General features: G+C 54.2%; 30 protein-coding genes. 13 read left to right on the forward strand and 17 right to left on the reverse strand.

The window, feature by feature from the left end:
• Positions 1-314: 314 nt before the first annotated feature.
• Positions 315-2,666, forward strand: coding sequence for an aerobic respiration two-component sensor histidine kinase ArcB (gene arcB / locus BY447_RS12455; protein WP_013359874.1), 2,352 nt, complete (start codon positions 315-317; stop codon positions 2,664-2,666).
• A gap of 869 nt (positions 2,667-3,535) precedes the next feature.
• On the forward strand, positions 3,536-4,255 hold the full coding sequence (gene mtgA, locus BY447_RS12460) for a monofunctional biosynthetic peptidoglycan transglycosylase (protein WP_013359875.1): 720 nt from the start codon (positions 3,536-3,538) through the stop codon (positions 4,253-4,255).
• Between the two features lie 3 nt (positions 4,256-4,258).
• Here mtgA and npr read toward each other — a convergent pair whose 3' ends face one another.
• The 11 genes from npr to BY447_RS12515 all read right to left on the reverse strand — a co-directional run bounded on the left by npr (position 4,259) and on the right by BY447_RS12515 (position 12,237).
• The gene (gene npr, locus BY447_RS12465; protein WP_010251923.1) at positions 4,259-4,531 is read right to left on the reverse strand and encodes a PTS phosphocarrier protein NPr; all 273 of its coding nucleotides are present in this window, start codon (positions 4,529-4,531) and stop codon (positions 4,259-4,261) included.
• Positions 4,528-5,382 carry an RNase adapter RapZ gene (rapZ, locus tag BY447_RS12470; protein ID WP_010251920.1) on the reverse strand — a complete coding sequence of 285 codons (855 nt, stop codon included), beginning with the start codon at positions 5,380-5,382 and terminating at the stop codon, positions 4,528-4,530. The genes npr and rapZ overlap by 4 nt, the downstream gene beginning before the upstream one ends.
• A gap of 47 nt (positions 5,383-5,429) precedes the next feature.
• Entirely contained in the window at positions 5,430-5,909 is a 480-nt protein-coding gene (ptsN, locus tag BY447_RS12475) for a PTS IIA-like nitrogen regulatory protein PtsN (protein ID WP_013359876.1), read from the reverse strand.
• Between the two features lie 150 nt (positions 5,910-6,059).
• On the reverse strand, positions 6,060-6,347 hold the full coding sequence (gene hpf / locus BY447_RS12480; protein WP_013359877.1) for a ribosome hibernation promoting factor: 288 nt from the start codon (positions 6,345-6,347) through the stop codon (positions 6,060-6,062).
• Positions 6,348-6,368: 21 nt separating this feature from the next.
• Complete coding sequence (gene rpoN, locus BY447_RS12485; protein WP_033731275.1) at positions 6,369-7,802, reverse strand: RNA polymerase factor sigma-54; 1,434 nt, start codon at positions 7,800-7,802, stop codon at positions 6,369-6,371.
• Positions 7,803-7,850: 48 nt separating this feature from the next.
• A complete protein-coding gene (gene lptB / locus BY447_RS12490; RefSeq protein WP_009092467.1) occupies positions 7,851-8,576 on the reverse strand; it encodes an LPS export ABC transporter ATP-binding protein in 726 nt (241 codons plus the stop codon).
• A 5-nt stretch (positions 8,577-8,581) separates the two neighbouring features.
• Positions 8,582-9,133 (reverse strand): lipopolysaccharide ABC transporter substrate-binding protein LptA, encoded by a 552-nt coding sequence (gene lptA, locus BY447_RS12495; protein WP_110331229.1) that lies wholly within the window; start codon positions 9,131-9,133, stop codon positions 8,582-8,584.
• Positions 9,108-9,680: an LPS export ABC transporter periplasmic protein LptC gene (gene lptC, locus BY447_RS12500; RefSeq protein WP_013359880.1), complete on the reverse strand. Its 573-nt coding sequence runs from the start codon at positions 9,678-9,680 to the stop codon at positions 9,108-9,110. The genes lptA and lptC overlap by 26 nt, the downstream gene beginning before the upstream one ends.
• Complete coding sequence (gene kdsC / locus BY447_RS12505; RefSeq protein WP_013359881.1) at positions 9,677-10,243, reverse strand: 3-deoxy-manno-octulosonate-8-phosphatase KdsC; 567 nt, start codon at positions 10,241-10,243, stop codon at positions 9,677-9,679. Before kdsC ends, lptC begins: the two co-directional genes overlap by 4 nt.
• Positions 10,244-10,256: 13 nt before the next feature.
• Positions 10,257-11,240 carry an arabinose-5-phosphate isomerase KdsD gene (kdsD, locus tag BY447_RS12510; RefSeq protein ID WP_033781625.1) on the reverse strand — a complete coding sequence of 328 codons (984 nt, stop codon included), beginning with the start codon at positions 11,238-11,240 and terminating at the stop codon, positions 10,257-10,259.
• A 16-nt stretch (positions 11,241-11,256) separates the two neighbouring features.
• A complete protein-coding gene (locus BY447_RS12515) occupies positions 11,257-12,237 on the reverse strand; it encodes a calcium/sodium antiporter (protein WP_033731280.1) in 981 nt (326 codons plus the stop codon).
• On the opposite strand from BY447_RS12515, the gene BY447_RS23185 reads away from it, so the two are divergent.
• From BY447_RS23185 to murA, 8 genes are all read left to right on the forward strand, one after another.
• The gene (locus BY447_RS23185) at positions 12,236-12,493 is read left to right on the forward strand and encodes a hypothetical protein (RefSeq protein WP_146210993.1); all 258 of its coding nucleotides are present in this window, start codon (positions 12,236-12,238) and stop codon (positions 12,491-12,493) included. The two genes, BY447_RS12515 and BY447_RS23185, sit on opposite strands and share 2 nt — an antisense overlap.
• Complete coding sequence (gene mlaF / locus BY447_RS12520; RefSeq protein WP_033781626.1) at positions 12,465-13,280, forward strand: phospholipid ABC transporter ATP-binding protein MlaF; 816 nt, start codon at positions 12,465-12,467, stop codon at positions 13,278-13,280. Before BY447_RS23185 ends, mlaF begins: the two co-directional genes overlap by 29 nt.
• A gap of 4 nt (positions 13,281-13,284) precedes the next feature.
• Entirely contained in the window at positions 13,285-14,067 is a 783-nt protein-coding gene (gene mlaE / locus BY447_RS12525; protein WP_013359885.1) for a lipid asymmetry maintenance ABC transporter permease subunit MlaE, read from the forward strand.
• Positions 14,068-14,071: 4 nt separating this feature from the next.
• Positions 14,072-14,617, forward strand: coding sequence for an outer membrane lipid asymmetry maintenance protein MlaD (gene mlaD / locus BY447_RS12530; RefSeq protein ID WP_110331937.1), 546 nt, complete (start codon positions 14,072-14,074; stop codon positions 14,615-14,617).
• Positions 14,618-14,632: 15 nt separating this feature from the next.
• Positions 14,633-15,268 carry a phospholipid-binding protein MlaC gene (gene mlaC / locus BY447_RS12535; protein ID WP_010251887.1) on the forward strand — a complete coding sequence of 212 codons (636 nt, stop codon included), beginning with the start codon at positions 14,633-14,635 and terminating at the stop codon, positions 15,266-15,268.
• Positions 15,268-15,573 carry a lipid asymmetry maintenance protein MlaB gene (gene mlaB / locus BY447_RS12540; RefSeq protein WP_110331230.1) on the forward strand — a complete coding sequence of 102 codons (306 nt, stop codon included), beginning with the start codon at positions 15,268-15,270 and terminating at the stop codon, positions 15,571-15,573. Before mlaC ends, mlaB begins: the two co-directional genes overlap by 1 nt.
• A gap of 113 nt (positions 15,574-15,686) precedes the next feature.
• Positions 15,687-15,944 carry a BolA family iron metabolism protein IbaG gene (gene ibaG / locus BY447_RS12545; protein ID WP_003851098.1) on the forward strand — a complete coding sequence of 86 codons (258 nt, stop codon included), beginning with the start codon at positions 15,687-15,689 and terminating at the stop codon, positions 15,942-15,944.
• A 67-nt stretch (positions 15,945-16,011) separates the two neighbouring features.
• Entirely contained in the window at positions 16,012-17,271 is a 1,260-nt protein-coding gene (gene murA / locus BY447_RS12550; RefSeq protein ID WP_013359888.1) for a UDP-N-acetylglucosamine 1-carboxyvinyltransferase, read from the forward strand.
• A gap of 72 nt (positions 17,272-17,343) precedes the next feature.
• Here murA and BY447_RS12555 read toward each other — a convergent pair whose 3' ends face one another.
• Together BY447_RS12555 and ispB are read right to left on the reverse strand one after the other, a co-directional pair.
• The gene (locus tag BY447_RS12555) at positions 17,344-17,628 is read right to left on the reverse strand and encodes a helix-turn-helix domain-containing protein (RefSeq protein ID WP_013359889.1); all 285 of its coding nucleotides are present in this window, start codon (positions 17,626-17,628) and stop codon (positions 17,344-17,346) included.
• Between the two features lie 237 nt (positions 17,629-17,865).
• Positions 17,866-18,837, reverse strand: a complete 972-nt coding sequence (gene ispB / locus BY447_RS12560; RefSeq protein WP_008925415.1) for an octaprenyl diphosphate synthase — start codon at positions 18,835-18,837, stop codon at positions 17,866-17,868.
• A 256-nt stretch (positions 18,838-19,093) separates the two neighbouring features.
• Here ispB and rplU point away from each other — a divergent pair, with 256 nt between their 5' ends.
• The 3 genes from rplU (at position 19,094) to cgtA (ending at position 21,094) form a co-directional block, all read left to right on the forward strand.
• Positions 19,094-19,405: a 50S ribosomal protein L21 gene (gene rplU / locus BY447_RS12565; RefSeq protein WP_008925416.1), complete on the forward strand. Its 312-nt coding sequence runs from the start codon at positions 19,094-19,096 to the stop codon at positions 19,403-19,405.
• A gap of 15 nt (positions 19,406-19,420) precedes the next feature.
• The gene (gene rpmA / locus BY447_RS12570) at positions 19,421-19,678 is read left to right on the forward strand and encodes a 50S ribosomal protein L27 (protein WP_003851093.1); all 258 of its coding nucleotides are present in this window, start codon (positions 19,421-19,423) and stop codon (positions 19,676-19,678) included.
• Between the two features lie 243 nt (positions 19,679-19,921).
• Positions 19,922-21,094, forward strand: coding sequence for an Obg family GTPase CgtA (gene cgtA, locus BY447_RS12575; protein ID WP_033781631.1), 1,173 nt, complete (start codon positions 19,922-19,924; stop codon positions 21,092-21,094).
• Between the two features lie 71 nt (positions 21,095-21,165).
• Here cgtA and BY447_RS12580 read toward each other — a convergent pair whose 3' ends face one another.
• The 4 genes from BY447_RS12580 to BY447_RS12595 are packed head-to-tail and all read right to left on the reverse strand — an operon-like array spanning position 21,166 to position 24,832.
• Positions 21,166-21,585 (reverse strand): hotdog fold thioesterase, encoded by a 420-nt coding sequence (locus BY447_RS12580; protein WP_033731990.1) that lies wholly within the window; start codon positions 21,583-21,585, stop codon positions 21,166-21,168.
• A 2-nt stretch (positions 21,586-21,587) separates the two neighbouring features.
• Entirely contained in the window at positions 21,588-22,346 is a 759-nt protein-coding gene (gene dhbA / locus BY447_RS12585; RefSeq protein WP_033781632.1) for a 2,3-dihydro-2,3-dihydroxybenzoate dehydrogenase, read from the reverse strand.
• A complete protein-coding gene (locus tag BY447_RS12590; RefSeq protein WP_033781634.1) occupies positions 22,343-23,197 on the reverse strand; it encodes an isochorismatase family protein in 855 nt (284 codons plus the stop codon). Before BY447_RS12590 ends, dhbA begins: the two co-directional genes overlap by 4 nt.
• Before the next feature lie 18 nt (positions 23,198-23,215).
• On the reverse strand, positions 23,216-24,832 hold the full coding sequence (locus BY447_RS12595) for a (2,3-dihydroxybenzoyl)adenylate synthase (protein WP_013359894.1): 1,617 nt from the start codon (positions 24,830-24,832) through the stop codon (positions 23,216-23,218).
• Between the last annotated feature and the right edge of the window lie 8 nt (positions 24,833-24,840).

Genomic DNA, 24,840 nt, shown 5'->3' on the forward strand with positions numbered 1-24,840 from the left:
CAACACTGTCTTGCTTAAAATATCATTTAAGTTGAATGGGTATGCATGTAAACAGGGTGTGCCTGCGCAACAGGACGTTGCCAGGATATTGAAAACAGGCCATACGAAGAAATCACGGATTCGCTGGGAGCATTACAGATTATTCATTTGGCACAATCAGTCAAGGGTTTTAACCGCTTTGTCCTTAACGTCGCCGATCGGCTATGCGAATGCACCATAAAAGCGCATTTGATCCCGTATCTCCACGCGACGTGCCGGGACGTCAGCAGGCTAACTGCGCTATTATGAGGCTGTTTCTCTTCCAGGGAGTTGTTATGAAACAAATTCGTCTGTTGGCGCAATACTACGTTGATTTAATGGTCAAGCTTGGACTGGTGAGGTTCTCGCTGCTGCTGGCATCTGCGCTGGTGGTGCTGGCGATGATCGTCCAGATGGCGGTTACGATGGTACTGCGAGGTCATGTCGAGAGCATTGACGTGGTGCGTTCGGTTTTCTTCGGGCTGCTGATTACGCCCTGGGCGGTCTATTTTCTGTCGGTGGTGGTCGATCAGCTGGAGGAATCGCGGCAACGGCTGGCACGGCTGGTGGATAAGCTGGAAGAGATGCGCACCCGCGACCTGGAACTGAACCAGCAGATGAAAGAGACCATCACGCAGCTGAATCAGGAGATCAGTGACCGTAAAAAGGCGGAGCTGGCTCGCGAGCAGGTGATGGACAAGCTGCGTGAAGAGGTGACCCGTCGCGAGCAGGCACAGATTGAGCTGGAGCAGCAATCCTCCTTCCTGCGCTCATTCCTGGATGCTTCGCCTGACCTGGTTTTCTATCGCAACATTGATAAGCAGTTCTCCGGCTGTAATCGGGCGATGGAACTGCTGACCGGCAAAAGCGAGAAACAGCTGATTGGCCTGACGCCACGCGATATCTATGATGATGAAGCGGCAACGAAGGTGCTGGAAACGGACGAGAAGGTGTTCCGTCATAACGTCTCGCTGACTTATGAACAATGGCTGCAATATCCCGACGGGCGCAAAGCCTGTTTCGAGATCCGTAAAGTGCCTTATTACGACCGCGTCGGTAAGCGCAGCGGGCTGATGGGCTTTGGCCGCGATATAACGGAGCGTAAGCGCTATCAGGACGCGTTAGAGAACGCCAGCCGGGAGAAGACCACCTTTATCTCTACGATCAGCCACGAGCTTCGTACGCCGCTTAATGGCATTGTCGGCCTGAGTCGTATTCTGCTGGATACCGACCTTAATCAGGAACAGCTGAAATACCTGAAAACCATTCACGTCTCTGCCATCACGTTGGGCAACATCTTCAATGATGTGATTGAGGTGGACAAAATCGAGCGCCGCAAAGTGCAGCTGGACAATCAGCCGCTCGACTTCACCGGTTTCCTCGCCGATTTAGAAAATCTTTCCGGCCTGCTGGCTCAGCCAAAAGGGCTGAAGTTTGTGCTTGCGCCACAACTGCCGCTGCCGCATATGATTTCGACGGACGGAACGCGTCTGCGTCAGATTCTGTGGAACCTGATTGGTAACGCCGTGAAGTTCACTCAGCAGGGCGAAATCGTGGTGCGGGTAGCCTATGAGCAGGACGAAACGCTGCGCTTTGAGGTGCAGGACTCCGGTATGGGTATTCGGCAGGAGGAGCAGGATAAGATCTTTGCGATGTACTATCAGGTTAAAGATCAGCATGGCGGTAAACCGGCGACTGGCACCGGTATCGGGCTGGCGGTTTCACGTCGTCTGGCGCAGGCGATGGGCGGTGACATCCATGTACATAGCGCACCAGGACAGGGCTCATGCTTCACCGTAGAGATTAAGGCGCCGCGCATTGCTGAAGAGGTGGAGGATGAAGGCCTGGACGACAGCCTGCCACTGCCTGCGCTGCATGTCCTGCTGGTTGAAGATATTGAGCTGAATGTGATTGTGGCGCGCTCGGTGCTTGAGAAGCTGGGCTGCAGCGTCGAGGTCGCCATGACCGGCAGCGAAGCGCTGGCGCTGTTCGACCCGCTGGAGTTTGATCTGGTGCTGCTGGATATTCAGCTGCCCGATATGACAGGGCTGGATGTCTCGCGTGCGATTCGCCAGCAGTATCAGGGAACGCATCTGCCACCGCTGGTGGCACTGACCGCCAACGTCCTTAAAGACAAAAAAGAGTATTTCGACGCGGGCATGGATGATGTTCTGAGCAAACCGCTGGCAGTGCCGGCGCTGACCGCGATGATCAAAAAGTACTGGGATTATCAGGCAGATTCGGAAGAGGAAACCGCAGAGGTCAGCGATGACAAAACCCGGATGCTGCTGGATGTCGCGATGCTCGAACAGTATATCGAGCTGGTTGGCCCGGGCCTGATTACCCAAAGCCTGACGATGTTTGAAAAGATGATGCCGGACTATCTTGCGGTGCTGGAATCGAATCTGATGGCGCGCGATCAAAAAGGCATTGCTGAAGAGGGGCACAAGATCAAAGGGGCGGCAGGTTCGGTCGGGCTGCAGCGCTTGCAGATGCTGGCGAAACAGATCCAGAGTCCTGAATTACCGGCGTGGTGGGACAACGTTGTTGAATGGATTGACGAGCTGAAGCATGAGTGGCGACATGATGTGCAGGTATTGCGCGACTGGGTGGCAGAGCAGGATAAGTCATATCCCGGAAAAAAATGACCCCAGCCGAGGCCGGGGTGCGCGAATACTGCGCCAACACCAGGGAAAACATTGCGGCCGCTATGATTTGAATAATTAATGCAGCCGCAGGGTATTGGTTAACACTGACATCACCTTAGCAAATTCATCTTCTCATGCGACAAGATTCATTAAAATTTGTGATATTGAGCAGCGTTTAAATACAGAAAACATTAATTTGGCAACACAGTCAAGTAAGGAATCATTTTCTCTGCTGCATTGCTGTTATTTTAATCAAATTTGTGGTTTTTGGTATAGTTTTGACGCTGCTCAGCTGCAAAGCAAAGGCTGAGCAGCTGTAAATTAAGCTGGTATTAACCTCTCCCTCTTCAGAGAGGCTAACGCGCTGATATTGCAAGTGACCACCCTGAAATGACACGAATTATCCAAAACGATTTGGAATGATAAAAAAGAATCTAAAACTTTGTCCTGCACTTGCACTGACATCATTGCGCTTAATGAGAGTAAAAAGGGCCACAACAACTCTGAGTAACGCTGTTAAGCGCTGTTTATTTATACGTTATCAGCGTGATTCTGTTTAAGCTTTGGGCGGCTCATCATTCATAAAAAAATAACAGTTAAGAATATCGAATGATTTAAACCGGCGCTTATCACCCATTATTAAGTGTTTATCTGGAAAGATGCTAAGCCGTGGCAATGAATGGAACCGATTCCTTTTTACCGGAAGTCCTTGAACTATTTCGAACTGTTGCAGCATTTTGATGCAAAATGATTGAATAAAGTCTGGAAACCGCCGCAAGGTTTTCAGCGATTTTTGTGAAAAAGCTGCTTTTCTGGCAGTGATTACATAAGTGATTAATTAACGTCTGAAACAGGTATGGGAAGATTGCATGAACAAGCATAAAGGAAGCGTCGGACAGCGTATCAGACGTATTATTGGTCGTGTCATGCTGGTATGGCTGGGCGTATGGCTGGCGGGAATTTTGCTCTTTTCGTTCCTGCCGGTACCGTTTTCAGCAGTGATGGCTGAACGACAGATCGGTGCCTGGTTACGCGGTGACTTTAGCTATGTCGCCCATTCTGACTGGGTCGGACATGATGAGATTTCGCCGTGGATGGGGCTGGCCGTTATCGCCTCAGAAGATCAAAAGTTTCCGGACCACTGGGGTTTCGATGTCGCGGCGATTGAATCTGTACTGGATAACAGCGATAGCCGGATGCGTGGTGCCTCCACGCTGTCACAACAGACAGCAAAGAATCTGTTTCTGTGGGATGGCCGCAGCTGGGTGCGCAAAGGTCTGGAAGCGGGGCTGACAGTAGGTATTGAGACAGTCTGGACGAAACGACGTATTCTGACCGTCTATCTTAATATTGCAGAGTTTGGACCGGGTATCTTTGGCGTTGAAGCAGCTTCGCAGCGCTACTTCCACAAGCCAGCCAGCCGGCTTACCGCTGCCGATGCCGCCTTACTGGCGGCCGTTCTGCCTAATCCTATCCGTTATCGTGCGGCTGCGCCTTCAGGCTACGTCAGAGAGCGACAGCAGTGGATAATGCGTCAGATGCGCCAGCTTGGCGGGGAAGGCTTCCTGCAGCGTAATAAGCTCGACTAAGACTTAGTCTTCATCAAAGCCTGCTTCAAACAGCTCAATGACCGCTGCCAGCGCCGGGATCTCCTCCGGACCGCTGGCTTCAATCTCTATGTGTCCGCCTTTAGCCGAGTCGAGCATCAGCAGCGCAATTACGCTGCTGGCTTCGGCTTCTGTGCCCGCTTCGTTGCGCAGCAACACTTCTGCATCGAAGCTCTGCACCAGCTCAAACAACTTCATTGCCGGACGGGCATGCATGCCCAGCTTATTTTTGATTTCTACAGTTTGTCTGACGGTCATGATTTGCGCTTTTCCAGCGTGCGATGGCGTGACTGTACATTCTTACCGCGCGAACGGAAGTAATCCGCCAGCTGTTCTGCAATATAAACTGAGCGGTGTTTGCCACCAGTACAGCCAATCGCCACGGTAAGATAGCTACGGTTGTTGGTCTCCAGCATCGGCAGCCAGAGTTCAAGATAGCTGCGTGTCTGGTAGATAAAGTTGTGCACTTCAGTGTGGCGGTCAAGGAAGGCCGCCACCGGACGATCAAGGCCGGTCATCGGGCGCAGCTTAGGATCCCAGTGGGGATTAGGCAGAAAGCGCACGTCAAAGACATAATCAGCGTCAATCGGGATGCCATGTTTGAAGCCAAAGGATTCAAACACCATGGTCAGTTCGCGTTCACGCTTGCCCAGCAGACGGGTACGCAGCATCTCGGCCAGCTCATGTACCGACATCTCTGAGGTGTCGATGATCAAATCGGCACGCGAACGCAGCGGCTCCAGCAGATCGCTCTCTTCATCGATAGCGCTCTCCAGCGACAGATTTTTGCTGGAGAGGGGATGCAGACGGCGCGTATCGCTGTAACGGCGAATCAGGGTATTGCGATCGGCGTCGAGAAACAGCAGCTGAGGTGAAAATGTGTCAGGCAGATTATTCAGCGCGGTTTCAAAAATTTCCGGGGATTCAGGCATGTTACGCACGTCGATGCTGACCGCCGCCGAAATATTGCGTTCCGCCAGCGAATTGGCCAATTCAGGCAGCAGCACGACCGGCAGGTTATCAACGCAGTAGAATCCCATATCTTCCAGCGCACGGAGCGCCACTGACTTCCCCGAGCCTGAACGACCGCTAACGATCATCAGCACCATGACCTTCTCTCCCGTTTTAAAACCGGCACCGGGCCGGTAAAGACGCGTTACTGCTCTGTCTGGACTTCCGTAATAATGGCATAGAGTTCTTCATCACTCTGCGCAGCACGCAGGCGACGGCAAACCGTTTTATCTGCCAGACGTTTTGCCACCAGTGAAAGGGTGTGCAGGTGTGTTTTGCACTGGTCAGCCGGAACCAGCAATGCAAACAGTAGGTCGACCGGCTGGTTGTCGACGGCATCAAACGCAATCGGCTGCTCGAGGCTGATAAATACCCCAACCGCACGCAGCGTATCCTCTTCCAGCTTGCCGTGAGGAATGGCTATTCCGTTACCAATACCGGTACTGCCCATGCGTTCGCGGGTCAGAATCGCTTCGAAAAGCGTCTGGTGCGGCAGGTTGAGCTGCTTAGCGGCCAGTTCGCTGATGATTTCCAGCGCACGTTTTTTGCTCTGGCAGTGTACGCCGCTGCGGGTGCAGTCTGGCGAAAGCACTGTGCTCAATTCCAGTGTAAGGTCGTTGTTCATTATCGTTTCACTTGCGTGTTCACCAGGCCATTCACCACCAGCGCGCTGATATGTGCGACAAACGGCGCTTGCTCAGATGACAAAACGGGGCGGATTATCCGCCCCATCCTGTCGGCTCTGCGCGGCAGGCGCGCGTAGCTAGCGTGAAGGTTAGTGTTTTTTCAGTTTATCTTTGTGTTTGGTCAGCTGACGGGCCAGTTTATCGATCAGCCCGTCAATTGCCGCATACATATCTTCCGCTTCCGACGTGGCGTGCAGCTCGCCACCGTTCACGTGGAGTGTTGCGTCAGCCACCTGCGTGACTTTCTCAACCTTCAGGACAATATAGACCTGATTGATATGTTCAAAATAGTGTTCCAGTTTGGCAAATTTACCGCTGACGAATTCACGTAAAGGTGGCGTGATTTCAACATGTTGCCCGGTCAGGTTCAGCTGCATAGGTCTTCCTTCTCATTTCTTTCAAACCAGCTGTTTACGCTGGTTCGATGGCGGGATGGATAAAGACTCACGATATTTGGCGACGGTACGCCGTGCCACCATGATCCCCTGATCAGATAACATGGAGGTCAGTTTACTGTCGCTCAAGGGTTTGGCTGGATTTTCCGCCGAAATTAATTTCTTCACCAGAGCACGGATCGCGGTAGAGGAGGCTTCACCGCCACCTTCCGTATTAACGTGGCTGGAGAAAAAGTACTTCAGTTCAAAAATGCCACGCGGGCTGTGCAAATACTTCTGCGTGGTCACACGGGAAATGGTCGATTCGTGCATCTCAACAGCCTGGGCGATATCGGCCAGCACCATCGGACGCATAAATTCTTCACCCTGCTCAAAGAACGCCTGCTGCTGCTCAACGATACAGCGCGTGACTTTAAGCAGCGTGTCATTGCGGCTTTCCAGACTCTTAATCAGCCAGCGCGCTTCCTGCAGATTACTGCGAATGAACTGGCTGTCGCTGTCATTGCGCGTTGCACCGCCCATTGCCGCATAGTGCTGGTTGATTTTCAGACGAGGCACGCTGTCGGCATTGAGCTCAACCGTCCAGCGGTTGCCGACCTTACGCACCAGCACATCGGGGATAACATATTCCGGCTCGCCGGTGTTGATGGACTGACCCGGCCGCGGGTCCAGCGACTGAATCAGCAGCATCGCCTCTTTCAGCACCTCTTCTTTGAGGCGCGTGACGCGCATCAGGCTACGGAAGTCGTGATTGGCCAGCAGGTCGAGATGTTCGCTGACAATCAGGCGTGCTTCAGTCAGCATCGGCGTTTCTGGCGCATACTGGGAGAGCTGAACCAGCAGACAGTCACGCAAATCACGTGCGCCCACACCGATCGGGTCAAAGCGCTGGATGCGTTTCAGCACCGCCTCAACCTCATCCGCTTCAAGCTCATCATTGCCGATGCTGTCGAGGATCTCCTCAAGCGAGACGGTGAGATATCCGGTGTCATCGATAGCATCGACGATAGAGGTCGCAATCGCGCGGTCGGTATCGCTGAAAGGCGTCAATTCGACCTGCCACATCAGGTAATCCTGCAGTGACTGCGTGGTTTCGCCCTGATAGACCGGCAACTCATCATCCTGATAATCGGTACCGGTGCCGGAAGGTGTGCCAGCGGTGTAGATTTCATCCCAGGTGGCATCCAGCGGCAGCTCATCAGGCATCTCTTTCTGCTCGAGCGCTTCACGGGTATCCAGCGCTTCGGCTTCTGACGATTCCCGGGAGTCAATCTCGTCATGCAGATCGGTCTGCTCAAGCAGGGGATTACTTTCCAGTGCAAGCTGTAACTCCTGCTGGAGTTCAAGCGTGGAGAGTTGCAGCAGACGAATCGCCTGCTGCAATTGTGGAGTCATTGCCAGCTGTTGGCTGAACCTGAGTTGTAAACCTTGCTTCATAGACAGGATGGTAGTTCCCAGGTAAACATCGGTATTAACGACACCTTATCAGAGTCTGAACTCTTCACCCAAATAAACCCGCTTAACCTGCTCATCCGCAAGAATTTCATTGGGTGTACCATGCGCAATCAGGTGGCCCTGGCTGACGATATAGGCCCGCTCACAGACCGCTAACGTTTCGCGCACGTTATGGTCGGTAATCAAAACGCCGAGGCCGCTGTCACGCAGATGCTCAATGATCTTCTTGATGTCGATAACGGAAATAGGGTCAACACCGGCAAAAGGTTCATCCAGCAGAATAAACTTAGGATTGGCAGCCAGCGCGCGGGCAATCTCAACACGACGTCGTTCACCACCCGACAGTGCCTGACCCATGCTGTCACGCAGGTGCTCGATGTGGAACTCTTCCATCAGCTCACGGGCGCGATCCTGGCGTTGCTCTTCGGTGAGGTCATCACGGATCTGCAATACCGCCATCAGGTTATCGTAGACGCTGAGGCGACGGAAGATCGATGCCTCCTGCGGCAGATAACCGATGCCGCGACGCGCACGCGCATGCAGCGGCAGGATACTGATGTCTTCATCATCAATGACAATGCGGCCAGCGTCACGCGGCACAATGCCCACCACCATGTAAAAGGTGGTGGTTTTACCGGCTCCGTTCGGACCCAGCAGGCCGACAATCTCGCCGGATTTTACCTGCAGGCTGACATCTTCTACCACGCGACGGCCTTTATATGCCTTCGCCAGGTTTTCTGCGATTAATGTGGCCATAGCTATCAGTTACTCTTCTTTCCGCTGTTGGACGAACCTTTATCCTGAAGTTGCGACGGCACCAGTACGGTCGTGACGCGCTTGTTCTGGCCCTGACTGTAAGCCTGCATTTTCTGCTCTTTCACCAGATAGGTAATACGATCGCCTTTGATGTTGCTGTCCTGCTGCTCTATGAACGCATTGCCGGTCAGTTCAACGAAATCGTTGGCCAGTTCGTAGTGCAGTTTAGACGCATGGCCCTGAACCGGCTTGCCGCTGTCCTGCATCTGATAGAAAGTGGCGGGATTACCGTAGGCGTCAACGATGGTTTTCTTGCTGTCGCCGCCCGGACGGGTCACCACGACTTTATCGGCCGTGATTTTGATAGAGCCCTGCGTCACGATGACATTGCCGGTAAAGGTCGCGACATTGCCCTGCAAATCCAGCGCCTGATTCTGCGAGTCAATATTGACGGGTTTGTCCGAGTCACCGGTCAGGGCCAGCGCCGGAACGCTGGTTGCCAGTAACATGCTGGCCAGTAAAATCTTCAGGCTATTTTTGTTCATTTTGGATTTCATAAGAGGTTTTGACCTTCTCGATTAACTCGGCGTTTTTTGTCCGTAAATTGCCGCGCATTTTCATGCCGGTGGAGTTAAAGCTGCGGCCATACAATGTCACCTGGTCATCAGAGGTAACGTCCTGAGTGACAAGGTTAATCTGTGCATTATCGGTTTTGATCCGCTCAAGCTGAGAATCCTGCGTCAGCGTATTCAGCTCAACATGGCCATACAGATAAAGCATACGATCTTTGGTGAGCTTTGCTTTATCTGCGCGTAACGTCCAGGTGGGAATTTTGTTCTCATCAAAGGTGGTCATTACCGGATTGTCGAACCAGCTCAGCTCGTCATCCGAGAAATAGGTCACTTTGTCAGAGACCAGTTTATAGGACAGCGCGCCCTGCGGGTTATACACCACAGTGTGAGAATCATCACTGGTATAGGTCGGCGACTGACTATCCGTCCCGACTGGCGTGCCATCGCCATCCTGGTTGGTAAGATTCCAGCCGATCAAAACCAGTGCAATCAAGGTCAGAATCAGCGTTATCCAACGCCTGCTTTTACTCATACTGATTGCCCTTTGGCATCCTCAAATTTGTTCTGCGCCATTAAGATCAGGTCACATACTTCGCGAACCGCGCCGCGTCCACCCGCAATCCGCGTAACATACTGCGCGCGCGGCAACAGGATCGGATGTGCATCCGCCACCGCCACGCTTAATCCCACTTTCGCCATCACCGGCCAGTCGATCAGGTCGTCACCGATATAGGCGACCTGATCATCAGAGAGAGACAGTTTATCCAGAAGTTCACGATAGGCCAAAAGCTTATCCGATTGTCCCTGATAAAGATGACGGATGCCGAGCGTTTTGCAGCGATCTTCCATCAGACGGGCATTGCGGCCAGTAATAATAGCCACTTCCACATCGGCGGTCAGCAAACAGCGTACACCGTAACCATCCCGCACGTTGAAGGCTTTCAGCTCTTCACCCTTGTTTCCCATGTAGATCACCCCGTCGGACATGACGCCATCGACGTCGCAGATCAGCAGACGAATGTTGCTGGCGCGCGCCATGACGTCAGCACTGACCGGTCCATAGCAGGTGTCAATCGTGGGCGTTACCTGTTGCATTTTCTTTTCCTGTTCAGACTACGCCAGCGCGCAGCATGTCATGCATATGTACCACACCGAGCAGATGGTCGTCATCGGCCACCAGAATCGAGGTAATGTTTTTGGTCTGCATCAGGTTCAGGGCTTCAACCGCCAGCATATTTGGCCGGACGCGGATGCCACCTGGCGTCATCACTTCCCCGATGGTGGCGCGCTGAAAATCGATGCCCATATCAAAGATGCGGCGCAGGTCACCATCGGTAAAGATACCTTCAATTTTCATCAGACCGTCGACGATGACCGTCAGGCCCAGATTTTTGCGGGTAATCTCCAGCAGCGCATCACGCAGTGAGGCGTCACGGGTGACGTGCGGCAGCTCATCGCCGCTGTGCATGATATCCGCTACATGCAGCAGCAGTTTGCGGCCCAGCGCACCGCCAGGGTGGGAGAGGGCGAAATCTTCCGCCGTGAATCCACGTGCTTCCAGCAGCGAAACTGCCAGCGCATCGCCCATCACCAGTGTGGCTGTGGTACTGGTGGTTGGCGCAAGGCCTAACGGGCAGGCTTCCTGCGGAACATGGACACACAGATGCACATCGGCAACCCGGCCCATCGCGCTGTCAGGCCGTCCTGTCATGCAGATCAGCGCAATGTGCTGACGTTTTAACACCGGAATCAGCGCGAGGATTTCATTCGACTCACCGCTGTTAGAGATGGCGATCACCACATCATTTTTGCTCACCATGCCCAGGTCGCCATGGCTGGCTTCGGCCGGATGAACAAAAAAGGCTGGCGTACCGGTACTGGCAAAGGTCGCCGCCATTTTTTTGCCGATATGACCAGACTTACCCATGCCCATCACGACCACTTTACCCTGACAGGCGTAGATCAGGGCACAGGCGCGGGCGAAATCGCCATTAATATATTGATCAAGCTGTTCCAGTCCTTCACGCTCGATGCGCAGGACGGTTTTCCCCGCCTGCTGAAAATCAAATGCTGTTGGTTGCTGATATGACATAGTGAGTCTGTCCTTGTTAGCCGTCCATGAATGCCGGCTGCATCCACAGCAGCGTCACCCAGACGAAGAAACCACAGAGTAAAATCAGGCCGGCGATGCGGCCAACGCGTCGGCGACGCAGCAGGCAGAGCAGGGCAAACAGCACGCTGACGCCCAGCATCACCCAGTAATCACGAGCAAAGGCGTGATAGTCGATACTGCCGGGGTGAATCAGCGCCGGCAGGCCCAGCACGATGGCAATATTATAAATGTTGGCACCGATCAGATTGCCGATCGCGATATCATCTTCACCTTTCAGCGCCCCGGCAATCACCGTCGCCAGTTCAGGCAGGCTGGTGCCTACGGCGATGAGCGTCAGGCCCATCACCAGTTCGCTGACGCCAAAGTAGTCGGCAAAGGCGGTGGCATTGTCGATTACCATCCGGGTAGACATCGGCAGAATTATCAGCGCGACGGCCAGCCAGAGAAAGGCCACCGTGTTTCCGCTCTCTTCACGGGGCAGCTCGGCCAGCTGCTCGCGGGTCAGGGTGTCGTTGTTGTCCCGTTCTGCTTTACGCGCAATCCGAATCACCACCATCAGATAAATAGCGGCGATGGCGATCAGGCCAATTCCATCCAGTCGACTAAGCTGATTGTCAAACAGCATGAAGCCGCTGAGCAGGGTAACCAGCAACATCAACGGTAGTTCACGGCGTATCAGATTAGAATGGACGCTGAGTGGATGCATGAGCGCAGCGGCACCCAGAATGAGTAAAATGTTGGTAATATTCGAGCCGAGCGCGGTGCCAACTGCCAGATCCATCTGGCCATGCTGGGCCGCGGAAAAAGAGAGGATCATTTCTGGCAGCGAGGTGCCGATGCTGACAACGGTCATGCCAATGATCAGCGGCGGAATGCCAAAGGATCGACACAATATAGAGGCGCTAAACACCAGACGATCGGCACCATATGCCAGTAAAAGCAAACCGATAATCAGCAGTGCAGAAGCTACGAACATGAAAAATCCTTGCGTAAAAACCCAGGCCGGCAATGCCTTTACCGACCGGTTTAAGGTTCTGTTTGGCGAGACAGCCGCTGATTTTGACCGTCTGAACGGCAAAAGTAAATTTAATGACCATTTTCGCCAAATCTTAGCGGTAAGTTTCTGTAAAGCTATCGTGAATCAGGACCGAACAGGCTACCATCGTACCCCATGTTTACGCCCGATCCTTACAAGAGGTAATAATGATCCAGCAGCAAACGAATCTGGTTGAGGTTCGTGGCGTGAGTTTTTCGCGCGGAGATCGCACCATCTTCGACGACATTTCGCTGACCGTGCCGAAAGGCAAAGTGACGGCGATAATGGGACCGTCGGGGATAGGGAAAACCACTCTGCTACGCTTGATTGGGGGGCAACTTCAGCCGACCCGCGGTGACATCTTTTTCCGTGGCGAAAACATTCCGTCATTGTCGCGCGCTAAATTGTATGAAGTGCGCAAGAAGATGAGCATGCTGTTCCAGTCTGGCGCGCTATTTACTGACTTAACGGTCTATGAAAATGTCGCCTGGCCGCTGCGTGAACATACCCGTCTTCCCGCCCCTATTCTGCACAGCACGGTATTAATGAAGCTGGAAGCCGTGGGGCTGCGTGGCGCAGCTCAACTGAAACCGGCTGAGCTGTCGGGCGGAATGGCGCGTCGTGTGGCGCTGGCGCGCGCGATTGCGCTTGAGCCGGAACTGATCATGTTTGATGAGCCTTTTGTCGGTCAGGATCCCATCACCATGGGTGTGCTGGTCAAACTCATTGATGAACTGAACCATGCTCTGGGCCTGACCTGTATTGTGGTCTCGCACGACGTACCGGAAGTACTGAGTATTGCGGACTATGCCTATATCGTGGCCGGACAAAAAATTATCGCACACGGCACCACGCCGGAACTGCGAGAGAATAACGACCCGCGCGTGCGCCAGTTTATTGATGGCCATGCGGATGGTCCGGTTCCCTTCCGTTTTCCTGCCGGCGACTATCTCGCTGATTTAACCGGCTCAGGGAGTAACTAAACAGATGGTCTTGAAGGCGCTGGCGTCATTCGGTCGTCAGGGAATTGAAACGTGCGCCAGTTTTGGACGCGCAGGATTAATGCTGTTTCACGCGCTGGTAGGAAAACCCGCGTTCCGCAGACACTCGCCGCTACTGATTAAACAGCTCTATAGTGTTGGCGTGTTGTCGTTACTGATTATTGTGGTGTCGGGCCTGTTTATCGGCATGGTACTGGGACTGCAGGGTTATCTGGTACTGACCACTTACGGTGCTGAAACCAGTCTGGGTATGCTGGTGGCGCTGTCGTTGCTGCGTGAGCTGGGGCCGGTCGTGACCGCGCTGCTGTTTGCCGGACGGGCAGGCTCGGCCCTCACGGCTGAAATCGGTCTGATGAAAGCCACTGAACAGCTCTCCAGTATGGAGATGATGGCGGTGGATCCGTTACGCCGCGTTGTCTCACCGCGCTTCTGGGCCGGCTTTATCAGCATGCCGCTGCTGACAATGATCTTTACCGCTGTAGGTATCGCAGGCGGTGCGCTGGTTGGCGTGAGCTGGAAGGGGATCGATCCCGGCTTCTTCTGGTCAGCGATGCAGAACGCGGTCGATTTCCGCACCGACGTTGTTAACTGCATCATCAAAAGCGCCGTCTTTGCCGTGACGGTTACCTGGATTGCTCTTTTTAATGGCTATGACGCGATTCCCACTTCTGAAGGGATCAGTCGCGCGACAACGCGTACCGTAGTACATGCTTCACTGGCGGTGCTCGGGTTGGATTTTGTGCTGACAGCACTGATGTTTGGGAATTGATGCAATGCAAAGCAAAAAAAGCGAAATCTGGGTTGGCATTTTTATGATTATGGCGTTACTGGCGGCGCTGTTTCTCTGTCTGCGCGTCGCCGATTTAAAGTCGATGGGTACAGAGCCAACATGGAAACTCTACGCCACGTTTGACAATATCGGCGGCCTGAAAGCCAGTTCGCCGGTCAAAATCGGCGGTGTGGTGATTGGCCGGGTAACGGACATTGAGCTTGAACCGAAAACGCTGCTGCCACGTGTCACGATGGAGATCAGCGATCAGTATGCGAATAAAATTTCAGACACCAGCTCGCTGGCGATTCGCACGCAGGGACTGCTGGGTGAGCAGTTCCTGGCGCTCAACTTAGGCTTTGACGATCCTGAACTCGGTTCGGCGATGCTGAAAGATGGCGATACGCTGCGCGATACGAAGTCAGCGATGGTGCTTGAAGATCTGATCGGCCAGTTCCTTTATAAGAGCGGCGATAACAAACAAAAAAATGACAACAAGGATGCGCAGGAAGGCGACAGTGCTGCACCTGCGGTACCGGCTCAACCTTAAAGAAGAGGGTATACCATGTTTAAACGTTTACTGATGATTGCCATGCTGGTGGTTGCCGTACCGCTGACGGCGACCGCAGCCGATCAGAGCAATCCCTACAAACTGATGAACGAAGCGGCGCAGAAGACGTTCACCCGTCTGAAAAATGAGCAGCCGAAAATCAAGCAGGATCCGAACTACCTGCGTCAGATTGTTCGTCAGGAGCTGCTGCCCTATGTACAGATTAAATATGCAGGCGCATTAGTGCTGGGCCGCTACTACCGTGATTCAACACCGGCTCAGCGCGAAGCTTACTTCAGCGCCTTTGGTGACTATCTGGCGCAGGCTTATGGTCAGGCTCTGGCGCTCTATAATGGCCAGAGCTATCAGATTCAGCCTGAGCAGCCGTTAGGCGATGCCCAGATCGTCGCTATTCGTGTCTCCATTATTGACCCAAATGGCCGTCCGCCGGTTCGCCTTGATTTCCAGTGGCGTAAAAACAGCCAGAGCGGTAACTGGCAGGCTTATGACATGATCGCTGAAGGCGTCAGCATGATCACCACCAAACAAAATGAGTGGAGCGATCTGTTACGTACCAAAGGCATTGATGGTCTGACGGCACAACTGAAGTCTTCTGCGGCACAGCCAATTACGCTGGATAAACAACAATAATGCACGAATCGTTACGCTGGGAGCGGGAAGCCAGCACGCTATTGCTGAAAGGCGAACTGGATCGCGACACGTTAATGAGCCTGTGGCACCAACGTGAAACGCTGATTAAAGATGTCGATACCATCGACGTTGCAGCGCTGGAGCGTGTTGATTCTTCCGGTCTCGCCCTGCTGGTGCACCTGCGGGAAATCGCCCGGGCACAGGGTATTACGCCACGCTTTACGGGTATCAGTGACAAACTGCACTCGCTGATTACGCTTTACAATCTGCAACAGATTATTGTTTCTGCGGATAAAAGCGCCTGATTTCCGGTTGTTATCCTAAGCCCCTGTTTTCAACAGGGGCTTTTGCGTATTTAAGAGTCAGCCGCTTTCCTCTACTATGTCAGCCTTATTATTATTAAGTGAAGTTAAGCCCAATGGAAAACAGTGAAATTCAGGCCGTGCTGATGGCCGCATTGCCTTTAGACGAAGTTCATGTGATGAGCAACGATGGCAGCCATTTTCAGGTGATCGCCGTAGGCGAACTGTTTGGCGAACTGAGCCGCGTGAAAAAACAGCAGGCTGTCTACGCGCCGCTGATGGAATTCATCGCGGATAACCGCATGCATGCTGTCTCTATCAAAACCTATACTCCCGCTGAATGGGCGCGTGACCGTAAACTCAACGGTTTCTGATCCCGCAGCGTAGTGAACTCGCCGTGGGCGAGTCCAATTTTTAGCTAGTTAATTGAGAGCCGTGTTAATGGAAAAATTTCGTGTGCAAGGCCCCACCCGCTTAAGTGGTGAAGTCACCATTTCCGGGGCGAAGAACGCCGCACTTCCTATTCTGTTTGCTGCCCTGCTGGCCGAAGAGCCGGTAGAGATTCAGAATGTGCCAAAGCTGCGCGACATTGATACCACCATGAAGCTGCTGAGCCAGCTGGGTGCGAAGGTGGAACGCAACGGTTCTGTGCATGTCGATGCCAGCGCGGTAGATGTCTTTTGTGCGCCTTACGATCTGGTTAAAACCATGCGTGCCTCAATCTGGGCGCTGGGCCCGCTGGTGGCACGTTTTGGTCAGGGTCAGGTTTCCCTGCCGGGTGGCTGTGCGATTGGCGCGCGTCCGGTTGACCTGCACATCACCGGTCTGGAACAGCTGGGTGCCGAGATCAAGCTGGAAGAGGGCTATGTCAAAGCGTCAGTCAATGGCCGTCTGAAAGGCGCGCTGATTGTCATGGACAAAATCAGCGTTGGCGCAACCGTGACCATCATGAGTGCTGCGACGCTGGCGACCGGTACTACCGTGATTGAAAATGCGGCCCGCGAGCCGGAAATTGTGGATACCGCCAACTTCCTTAACACCCTGGGCGCTAAAATTAGTGGCGCAGGCAGCGATAAAATCACCATCGAAGGCGTAGAGCGCCTGGGTGGCGGTGTTTATACCGTCCTGCCCGATCGTATCGAAACCGGTACCTTCCTGGTGGCTGCCGCGATTTCGGGCGGCAAAGTGATGTGTCACAAAACTCAACCCGATACGCTGGATGCAGTGCTGGCGAAGCTGCGTGATGCGGGTGCCGATATCGAAACCGGTGAAGACTGGATCAGTCTGGATATGCACGGCAAGCGACCAAAAGCGGTCAACGTGCGCACCGCACCGCATCCGGGGTTCCCGACCGATATGCAGGCGCAGTTCACTCTGTTAAACATGGTTGCGGAAGGCACGGGCGTGATTACCGAAACCATCTTTGAAAACCGTTTCATGCATATCCCGGAACTGATTCGTATGGGTGGACATGCTGAGATTGAGAGCAACACGGCGATCTGTCACGGGGTTGAAACCCTGTCAGGTGCGCAGGTGATGGCGACCGATTTGCGTGCGTCTGCCAGTCTGGTTCTGGCAGGTTGCATTGCAGAAGGAACGACGTTCGTTGATCGCATTTATCACATCGATCGTGGCTATGAGCACATCGAAGATAAGCTGAAAGCGATGGGCGCGAACATCGAGCGCGTCAGCGAAGAGTAATCCTGCAGATGCGCTGAAATAGCCAGCCCCCGCGGGGGCTGGTTTTTTTTCGCCTGAGGATCGCCAGATATCTCAGGTGTTATCCGTCTGGCCGGCAGGCGGCCGGATACGTTTTCTGCGATCCAGCAGGCAGTTTGTATCGGGATCGTAATAGCGGCTGGGCCAGATCTCACTGGGATGAACTTTGATCGCGTCGGCGATCAGCCATTCACCTTTGGGCCATGGACGCGTCAGTGCATTCGCCAGCGTGGATGAACTCAGGCCTGCTGCGCGTGACAGCGCTGCCAGCGTCATACCACGCTTATGCAGTGCCGCGATAATGTCAGCCGGGTGCCAGTCTTCCTTTATTTTTTGCATAACCTGTTCTCCTTTTCCTTGTCATTGCATCATCCAGCGAGACGCTGGCTTTCCTTTTACCATTATCTGGAAATAGTCAGAATTTTATAGCAAATGTTTCCTGTTAATTTCCAGTAATATTTGGATCCCGCGTCTGGTCTGTGTGGTGGCACGCAACAGGAGTGCAATAGCTAAGAGGGAACAAAAAGAAGTGAGAGCAGGGTCGTAAAAACGGAGCCCGGCAGGCTCCGTGAAAGATCAGAAGTCGCGCTGAACAGACATGTGTGCCAGCGACTCCAGCGCGCTGCGCCAGGGGGATTCAGGCAGAATCCGCAAGGCTTCAATCGCTTTATCCGCTTCCTGTTCCGCGCGACTGCGCGTCCATTCCAGCGAACCACACTGATTCATCGCTTCCAGCACTGGCTCCAGCAGATGGCGGCCATTTCCCTGCTCGATGGCTTCACGGATCATCTTCGCCTGTTCAGGCGAGCCGTGCTGCATGGCATGCAGCAGCGGCAGCGTCGGTTTGCCTTCGCTCAGGTCATCGCCGGTATTTTTACCCAGCGTCTCGCCGTCAGCACTGTAATCCAGCAAATCGTCAATTAACTGGAAAGCGGTACCCAGATAGCGCCCATAATCCTGCAGCGCTTTTTCCTCTTCAGGCGTCGCTTCAGCCAGTATCGCCGAGGCCTGTGAGGCCGCTTCAAACAGGCGCGCGGTCTTACTGTAAATCACGCGCATGTAGCTCTCTTCGGTGATGTCCGGGTCGTTGACGTTCATTAGCTGCAGGACTTCGCCTTCAGCAATCACGTTTACCGCCTCTGACATCAGCGCCAGGATACGCAGCGACCCCATGCTGGTCATCATCTGGAAGGCGCGGGTGTAAATAAAATCACCGACCAGCACGCTTGCCGCATTGCCAAACGCCGCGTTCGCGGTCGCTTTGCCACGACGCATATCGGATTCATCCACGACATCGTCATGCAGCAGCGTGGCGGTGTGGATAAATTCGATCAGCGCCGCATTGGTCACGTGCAGGTCGCCCTTGTAGCCCATGGCACGTGCAGATAGCACGGCAATCATGGGACGGATACGCTTGCCCCCGCCACTGATGATGTAGTAGCCCAACTGGTTGATGAGCGAGACATCCGAATTCAGCTGGTCGAGGATGGTCTGGTTAACGGCAGCCATATCCTGTGCGGTTAATTCATTAATCTGTTCTAAGTTCATTCGTCTTTTCAGCTATGACTCGTTATCTCTGCCATGGTAAGTGGTTTACCCAGCCAGCGTTCAGGTAATCTGTTACTGATTGTACTTGAATTTTGTGCCTGAGAAACGGTTGCATTCAGCCTGTGTTTTTTTTCTGCAAGAGTGTGCAAAGTGCTCTTGTCTTCTTCTGGAGTTTTGCGTAGAATTCGCGCCCTATTGTGAATATTTAGCGCGCCGCCTGATGAACTAAAAGGCAAGCGCAGAAGCGGAGTTTTATATGTACGCGGTTTTCCAAAGTGGTGGTAAACAACACCGAGTAAGCGAAGGTCAGACCGTTCGCCTGGAAAAGCTGGACATCGCAACCGGTGAAACGATTGAGTTTGACCAGGTTCTGATGATTGCTAATGGCGAAGACGTGAAAATCGGCGCGCCACTGGTTTCAGGCGGAATGATCAAGGCAGAAGTTGTTGCTCACGGTCGTGGCGAGAAAATTAAGATTGTTAAGTTTCGTCGTCGTAAGCACTACCGTAAGCAAGCAGGCCATCGCCAGTGGTTCACTGATGTGAAAATCACTGGTATCACGGCGTAAGAGGAGATCTGACAAATGGCACATAAAAAGGCTGGTGGTTCGACTCGAAATGGTCGTGACTCCAATGCAAAACGTCTGGGTGTAAAACGTTTCGGTGGCGAATCTGTTCTGGCAGGTAGCATCATCGTTCGTCAGCGTGGCACCAAATTCCACGCCGGTACCAATGTAGGTTGTGGTCGTGACCACACCCTGTTTGCTACCGCAGACGGTAAAGTACAGTTCGAAGTTAAAGGTCCGAACAACCGTAAATACATCAGCATCGTTGCTGAGTAAGGTTGTCGTGACGCAGACATCTGACGTCTGAACGCACGAATTGAAGGCCCCGCAGCTCCTGCGGGGCTTTTTACATTCTGCGGTCTGTCGCGGTAAAAGCGACGCATCACAAAAGTTTGCTGTACACTTTGTGTACGCACTGGCGAAAGCCAATCCTGATTTATCCGCCGCTGGTCAGCGCAGAAGACCCTGGCGGACCCGTCTGCAGAGTGCTGCAGGCGATTGTGTGACGGAGATTTAAAAATGAAGTTTGTTGATGAAGCGACAATTCTGGTCGTCGCCGGTGATGGCGGTAATGGTTGCGTCAGCTTCCGCCGCGAAAAATATATTCCGAGAGGCGGCCCTGATGGGGGTGATGGTGGTGACGGCGGTGACGTTTATCTGATCGCTGATGAAAACCTCAATACCCTTATCGATTATCGTTTCGAAAAATCTTTCCGCGCCGAACGTGGGCAGAACGGCCAGAGCCGCGACTGTACCGGTAAACGCGGTAAGGATATCGAAGTTAAAGTGCCGGTCGGCACCCGGGTTATCGACCAGGGTACCGGTGAGACACTCGGCGACATGACGCGCCACGGCCAGAAATTGATGGTCGGTAAAGGCGGCTGGCATGGCCTGGGCAACACCCGTTTCAAATCGTCAGTGAACCGCAGTCCGCGCCAGAAAACCATGGGTACCCCAGGTGAAAAGCGTGACCTGCAGCTGGAGCTGATGCTGCTGGCGGACGTCGGGATGCTGGGCTTACCGAATGCCGGTAAATCGACCTTTATTCGTGCCGTCTCGGCAGCCAAACCTAAAGTAGCGGACTATCCGTTTACCACCCTGGTGCCAAGCCTGGGTGTGGTGCGTATGGACAGCGAGCAGAGCTTCGTCGTGGCCGATATCCCGGGTCTGATTGAAGGCGCAGCAGAGGGCGCAGGCCTCGGCATTCGCTTCCTGAAGCATCTGGAACGCTGCCGCGTATTGCTTCACCTGATCGACATCGACCCCATTGATGAAAGCGATCCGGTTGAAAATGCCCGTATCATCCTCGGCGAGCTGGAAAAATACAGCGAGAAGCTGTTCAACAAACCACGCTGGCTGGTCTTCAACAAAATTGATCTGATCAGTGAAGAAGAAGCGCAGTCACGGGCGAAAGCGGTTGCTGAAGCGCTGGGCTGGAAAGATAAGTATTACCTGATCTCTGCCGCAAGCCAGACCGGCGTCAAAGAACTCTGCTGGGACGTGATGAGCTTCATCAACGCTAACCCGAAAGAAGCGGAGCTTGAAGAGAAGCAGCCGGAGAAAGTGGAATTCATGTGGGATGATTACCACAAAGAAACCATTGAAAACACGGTCGAAGTGGAAGATGAAGAGTGGGATGACGACTGGGATGATGAAGACGACGAAGGCGTTGAAATTATCTATCAGCGTTAACAGAACGCCTGCTACAGCGTAATATGTGATGCCCTCTTTCAGTATGAAAGGGGGCATCGTTCTTTCTGCCGCTAGCTCATGACCGCTACGCTCAGTCGCGCACTGCAGCACAGCTGATCCCGACTGTTCCGAATCTCAATCTGCCAGCTCTGACTGCGTTTACCCAGATGCAGTGGACGGCAGGTCCCCCGCACCCGTCCCGCTGACACCGCGCGATGATGGCTGGCGTTAACTTCAACACCGACCACGCTGCTGCCTTCTTCCACCGCCATATACCCGGCAATTGAACCCATCGACTCCGCCAGTACCACGGAGGCGCCACCATGCAGCAACCCGAACGGCTGCTGCGTCCGGGCATCGACCGGCATCGTCGCTTCCAGATAATCATCACCTATCGCGGTAAAAACGATCCCCAGATGCGCCACCAGTGAGTGCTCACCCAGCGCGTTCAGTGCAGGAAGATCAAGGGATCGTTTCCAGATCGCTGTCATCATCAGGCTCCCAGGGTTGCGCCGCCATCGACCACAATATCCTGCAGCGTCACATGGCTGGCAAGATCCGACGCGAGAAACAGGACGGTGGCCGCAATTTCCTGCGGCTGCGCGATCTTGCCCAGCGGAATACCCAGCTTAAACTGATCCGGGAAGCCCGCAATCATCTCCTGCTCGCCGGTCGGTGTATGCCACAGGCTGCGCTGCATATCGGTGTCAGTGGAGCCAGGCGAAACAATATTACAGCGCACACCGTAAGGCGCCATTTCCAGACCCACGGTCAGACAGAGGCTGCGCAGCGCGGCTTTTGACGCACCATAAGCGGACATACCAATACGCGGTGCATGCGCTGAATTCGATGCGACAGTAACGATGGCACCGGCGCGCTGTTCGCGAAAACGCGGCAGCGTCTGCTGGAACAGGTTAAACGCACCGCCCGCATTGACGTTAAGACAGGCCTGCCAGTCAGCAAATGAGAGCGCATCGGTGGCACCAGTACGCAGAATACCGGCTGCGTTGACCAGCACATCGATGCGCGGCTGGGCGGCCAGCACCCGCTGACACACGGATGTTACCTGCGCCGGATCGGCTACATCCATAATGTGACAGGAAAACGGATAGTCATGACCCTGGAACCGGAGATCAAAGGCCTCTACCTGCGCGCCCGCCTGGTGAAAGGCCAGCGCTGTGTGGTAGCCAATGCCCTGACCGGCACCGGTCACCCAGACGATTTTACCGCTGAAATCGGATAGATGGCTCATTCAGCAGGCTCCCGCGACAGCAGCGCCCACCAGCCGTCGATGCTCGGATTTCTGGCCAGGCTGACAAAATCAATGTCACGATGTACCTGACGCCAGCGTGCCGCCAGCGCCATCACGCGTACCGAATCCAGCCCGTAGTCGATCAGGTTTTCATCATCGTCCGGCACCTCATCATCTTCCAGCAGCGGCAGGATCAGCATGCGCAGTTCGTCTTTGCTGAGCGGTACAGGCATCAGATCGGCGGTCATCACCACTTTTCCGCTGCGACCCGCGGTGTAGGTCAGCGCCATCATATGTTCCTCACGGCTGAAGTCAGCCAGCGCATCGGCCACCATAAACGGCTGGATATTACGCATAAACGCATCCGTGGCGGTGGTCAGGCAGCCGATATGGGCATAGACGCCGGTAATAATCAGCTGATCGCGGCCCATCTCCTGCAGGATCGCCTCCAGCGGCGATCGGTGAAACGCACTGTAGCGCCACTTGGTCAGGACCTGATCGTGCTCATCCGGTGCCAGCGCCTCCACGATCTTCTGCTGATCGGGATGTTTATTCAGGCCGGGTCCCCACATATCATTGAGCAGCGCACGATCTTCATCGCTCTGCGCGTTAGGCTGAGCGGTGTAAAACACCGGAATGCCCTGCGCTTTGCAGTAGCGTCGCAGGCGGACAATATTGTCAACGACCTGCTCAACCAGCGGGCTGTTATCGCCCCAGAAGTTAAGGAAATAGCGCTGCATATCGTGGATCAGCAGGGCAGCACGGCCCGGCTCCAGCGTCCATTTCACCTTGTTGTTCGGCAACTCAGTGGCGTCAGGTAGCGGATAAGAGGTCAGCTGTGGAATAGCCATTAAAATTCTCCGGACAGATCAGGCTTGCGCACGCTGATCGGCAAGTTGTTGGCGCAGACGTTTTTTGTCTACCTTGCCGACCGCGGTCAGCGGCAGGGCATCTACGCAGGTAATACGGTCGGGCAGCTTAAATTCGGCGACGCCCAGTTCACGCAGGTGACGACGCAGCGCCACCGGTTTCACCGGCTGACGGGTGACAATAAACGCACAGCTCTTTTCACCCATCAGTTCGTCGCTCATAGAGACCAGCGCCGCGTGGATCACATCCGCATGGCGCTGCAGCAGGTTTTCAATCTCTTCAGCTGCGATCTTTTCGCCGCCCCGGTTGATCTGATCTTTCTCACGACCCTGCACAATGATGTTGCCAGCGGGGGTGATCTCAACCAGATCGCCAGAGCAGTAAAAGCCCTGGTCATCAAAGCTGGCGGCGTTATGTTCCGGGCTGTTGTAGTAGCCACGGAACGTATAAGGACCGCGTGTCATCAGGCGCCCAATGGCACCGACCGGCAGCGGATGCCCCTGTTCGTCTGCGACCCACACCTCGTCATCCGGTGAGATCGGACGGCCCTGCGTGGTGAGAATGGTCTGTTCATCGTCATCCAGCCGGGTGTAGTTCACCAGACCCTCCGCCATCCCAAACACTTGCTGAAGAGTACAGCCCATCTCGTTCTGGATGCGCGCAGCCAGCGTTTCACCCAGCTTTGCGCCACCGACCTGAATACGTTGCAGTGAGGCCAGCGCGGCATTGCTGCCCCATTCCTGAATCGCCTGCAGCCAGAGACTGGCCGCGGGTGGAACCAGGCCGGTATCAGTAACCTGATGTTTTTCAATCAGCGGGAAACAGAGGGTCGCGCTGGGATCGGCCGCTAAGATCACCTGGCCGCCCGCGTAAAAGACGCCCAGCGCGCCCGGAGAACTCATCGGGAAATTATGTGCAGCGGGCAGAGCAATCAGGTAACGGGTATCTGCGTTGACCCCGCAGATCACGTCACTTTCCCGGATGCTGTAGTAGTAATCATTGTGGGTACGCGGGATCAGCTTCGGAGTGCCGGTACTGCCGCCCGACAGCTGGAAAAAAGCGACGTCATCGCCTGCGGTCGGGGTTGCCCTGAAGTCACCTGCGGGTTCTGCCAGCAGGGCGTCGAGACTGTTTTCCGCATGAGCGTCATTACGCAGGATCACCTGCTGCAGTGAATGCTGTTCCCGGCGAAGCTGCGTGATAAAGGCGTCATCGGCGAACAGGGGATGGCTGCGATCGGCAATCAACAGGCACGGCGCGATCTGACTGGCATAGGCGACCAGTTCGGTACGTTGATGGCTGAAAAGAGCGTTAACCGGGGCGACGCCGATTTTGAACAGCGCAAACAGCGTCAGATAAAATTCCGCCACGTTGCCAAGCTGCACCAGCGCCGTATCACCGGGTTTCAGGCCACGATGCTGCAGGGCCGCTGCCAGATTGTCACTCAGTGAGGCCATCTGGCGATAGGTAAATTGCCGGTCGCCATCAATCACCGCCACGCATTCGCTGTCGCGGTGACGTTCCAGGATGTCGGTCATCGGCAGATCCAGCCAGTACCCTTTTTCACGGTAACGTGCAGCCAGATCGTCCGGCCAGCGGCTGTAAGCAATCGTCATACAGGTTC

The sequence above is a fragment of the Pantoea sp. JKS000250 genome, assembly GCF_003201065.1.
Classification (GTDB): Bacteria; Pseudomonadota; Gammaproteobacteria; order Enterobacterales; family Enterobacteriaceae; genus Pantoea; species Pantoea vagans.

Coding starts and splice junctions, on each gene's coding strand:
- arcB (WP_013359874.1), top strand. CDS start 315: ATGAAACAAATTCGTCTGTTGGCGCAATACTACGTTGATTTAATGGTC.
- mtgA (WP_013359875.1), top strand. CDS start 3,536: ATGAACAAGCATAAAGGAAGCGTCGGACAGCGTATCAGACGTATTATT.
- npr (WP_010251923.1), bottom strand. CDS start 4,531: ATGACCGTCAGACAAACTGTAGAAATCAAAAATAAGCTGGGCATGCAT.
- rapZ (WP_010251920.1), bottom strand. CDS start 5,382: ATGGTGCTGATGATCGTTAGCGGTCGTTCAGGCTCGGGGAAGTCAGTG.
- ptsN (WP_013359876.1), bottom strand. CDS start 5,909: ATGAACAACGACCTTACACTGGAATTGAGCACAGTGCTTTCGCCAGAC.
- hpf (WP_013359877.1), bottom strand. CDS start 6,347: ATGCAGCTGAACCTGACCGGGCAACATGTTGAAATCACGCCACCTTTA.
- rpoN (WP_033731275.1), bottom strand. CDS start 7,802: ATGAAGCAAGGTTTACAACTCAGGTTCAGCCAACAGCTGGCAATGACT.
- lptB (WP_009092467.1), bottom strand. CDS start 8,576: ATGGCCACATTAATCGCAGAAAACCTGGCGAAGGCATATAAAGGCCGT.
- lptA (WP_110331229.1), bottom strand. CDS start 9,133: ATGAAATCCAAAATGAACAAAAATAGCCTGAAGATTTTACTGGCCAGC.
- lptC (WP_013359880.1), bottom strand. CDS start 9,680: ATGAGTAAAAGCAGGCGTTGGATAACGCTGATTCTGACCTTGATTGCA.
- kdsC (WP_013359881.1), bottom strand. CDS start 10,243: ATGCAACAGGTAACGCCCACGATTGACACCTGCTATGGACCGGTCAGT.
- kdsD (WP_033781625.1), bottom strand. CDS start 11,240: ATGTCATATCAGCAACCAACAGCATTTGATTTTCAGCAGGCGGGGAAA.
- BY447_RS23185 (WP_146210993.1), top strand. CDS start 12,236: ATGAAAAATCCTTGCGTAAAAACCCAGGCCGGCAATGCCTTTACCGAC.
- BY447_RS12515 (WP_033731280.1), bottom strand. CDS start 12,237: ATGTTCGTAGCTTCTGCACTGCTGATTATCGGTTTGCTTTTACTGGCA.
- mlaF (WP_033781626.1), top strand. CDS start 12,465: ATGATCCAGCAGCAAACGAATCTGGTTGAGGTTCGTGGCGTGAGTTTT.
- mlaE (WP_013359885.1), top strand. CDS start 13,285: ATGGTCTTGAAGGCGCTGGCGTCATTCGGTCGTCAGGGAATTGAAACG.
- mlaD (WP_110331937.1), top strand. CDS start 14,072: ATGCAAAGCAAAAAAAGCGAAATCTGGGTTGGCATTTTTATGATTATG.
- mlaC (WP_010251887.1), top strand. CDS start 14,633: ATGTTTAAACGTTTACTGATGATTGCCATGCTGGTGGTTGCCGTACCG.
- mlaB (WP_110331230.1), top strand. CDS start 15,268: ATGCACGAATCGTTACGCTGGGAGCGGGAAGCCAGCACGCTATTGCTG.
- ibaG (WP_003851098.1), top strand. CDS start 15,687: ATGGAAAACAGTGAAATTCAGGCCGTGCTGATGGCCGCATTGCCTTTA.
- murA (WP_013359888.1), top strand. CDS start 16,012: ATGGAAAAATTTCGTGTGCAAGGCCCCACCCGCTTAAGTGGTGAAGTC.
- BY447_RS12555 (WP_013359889.1), bottom strand. CDS start 17,628: ATGCAAAAAATAAAGGAAGACTGGCACCCGGCTGACATTATCGCGGCA.
- ispB (WP_008925415.1), bottom strand. CDS start 18,837: ATGAACTTAGAACAGATTAATGAATTAACCGCACAGGATATGGCTGCC.
- rplU (WP_008925416.1), top strand. CDS start 19,094: ATGTACGCGGTTTTCCAAAGTGGTGGTAAACAACACCGAGTAAGCGAA.
- rpmA (WP_003851093.1), top strand. CDS start 19,421: ATGGCACATAAAAAGGCTGGTGGTTCGACTCGAAATGGTCGTGACTCC.
- cgtA (WP_033781631.1), top strand. CDS start 19,922: ATGAAGTTTGTTGATGAAGCGACAATTCTGGTCGTCGCCGGTGATGGC.
- BY447_RS12580 (WP_033731990.1), bottom strand. CDS start 21,585: ATGACAGCGATCTGGAAACGATCCCTTGATCTTCCTGCACTGAACGCG.
- dhbA (WP_033781632.1), bottom strand. CDS start 22,346: ATGAGCCATCTATCCGATTTCAGCGGTAAAATCGTCTGGGTGACCGGT.
- BY447_RS12590 (WP_033781634.1), bottom strand. CDS start 23,197: ATGGCTATTCCACAGCTGACCTCTTATCCGCTACCTGACGCCACTGAG.
- BY447_RS12595 (WP_013359894.1), bottom strand. CDS start 24,832: ATGACGATTGCTTACAGCCGCTGGCCGGACGATCTGGCTGCACGTTAC.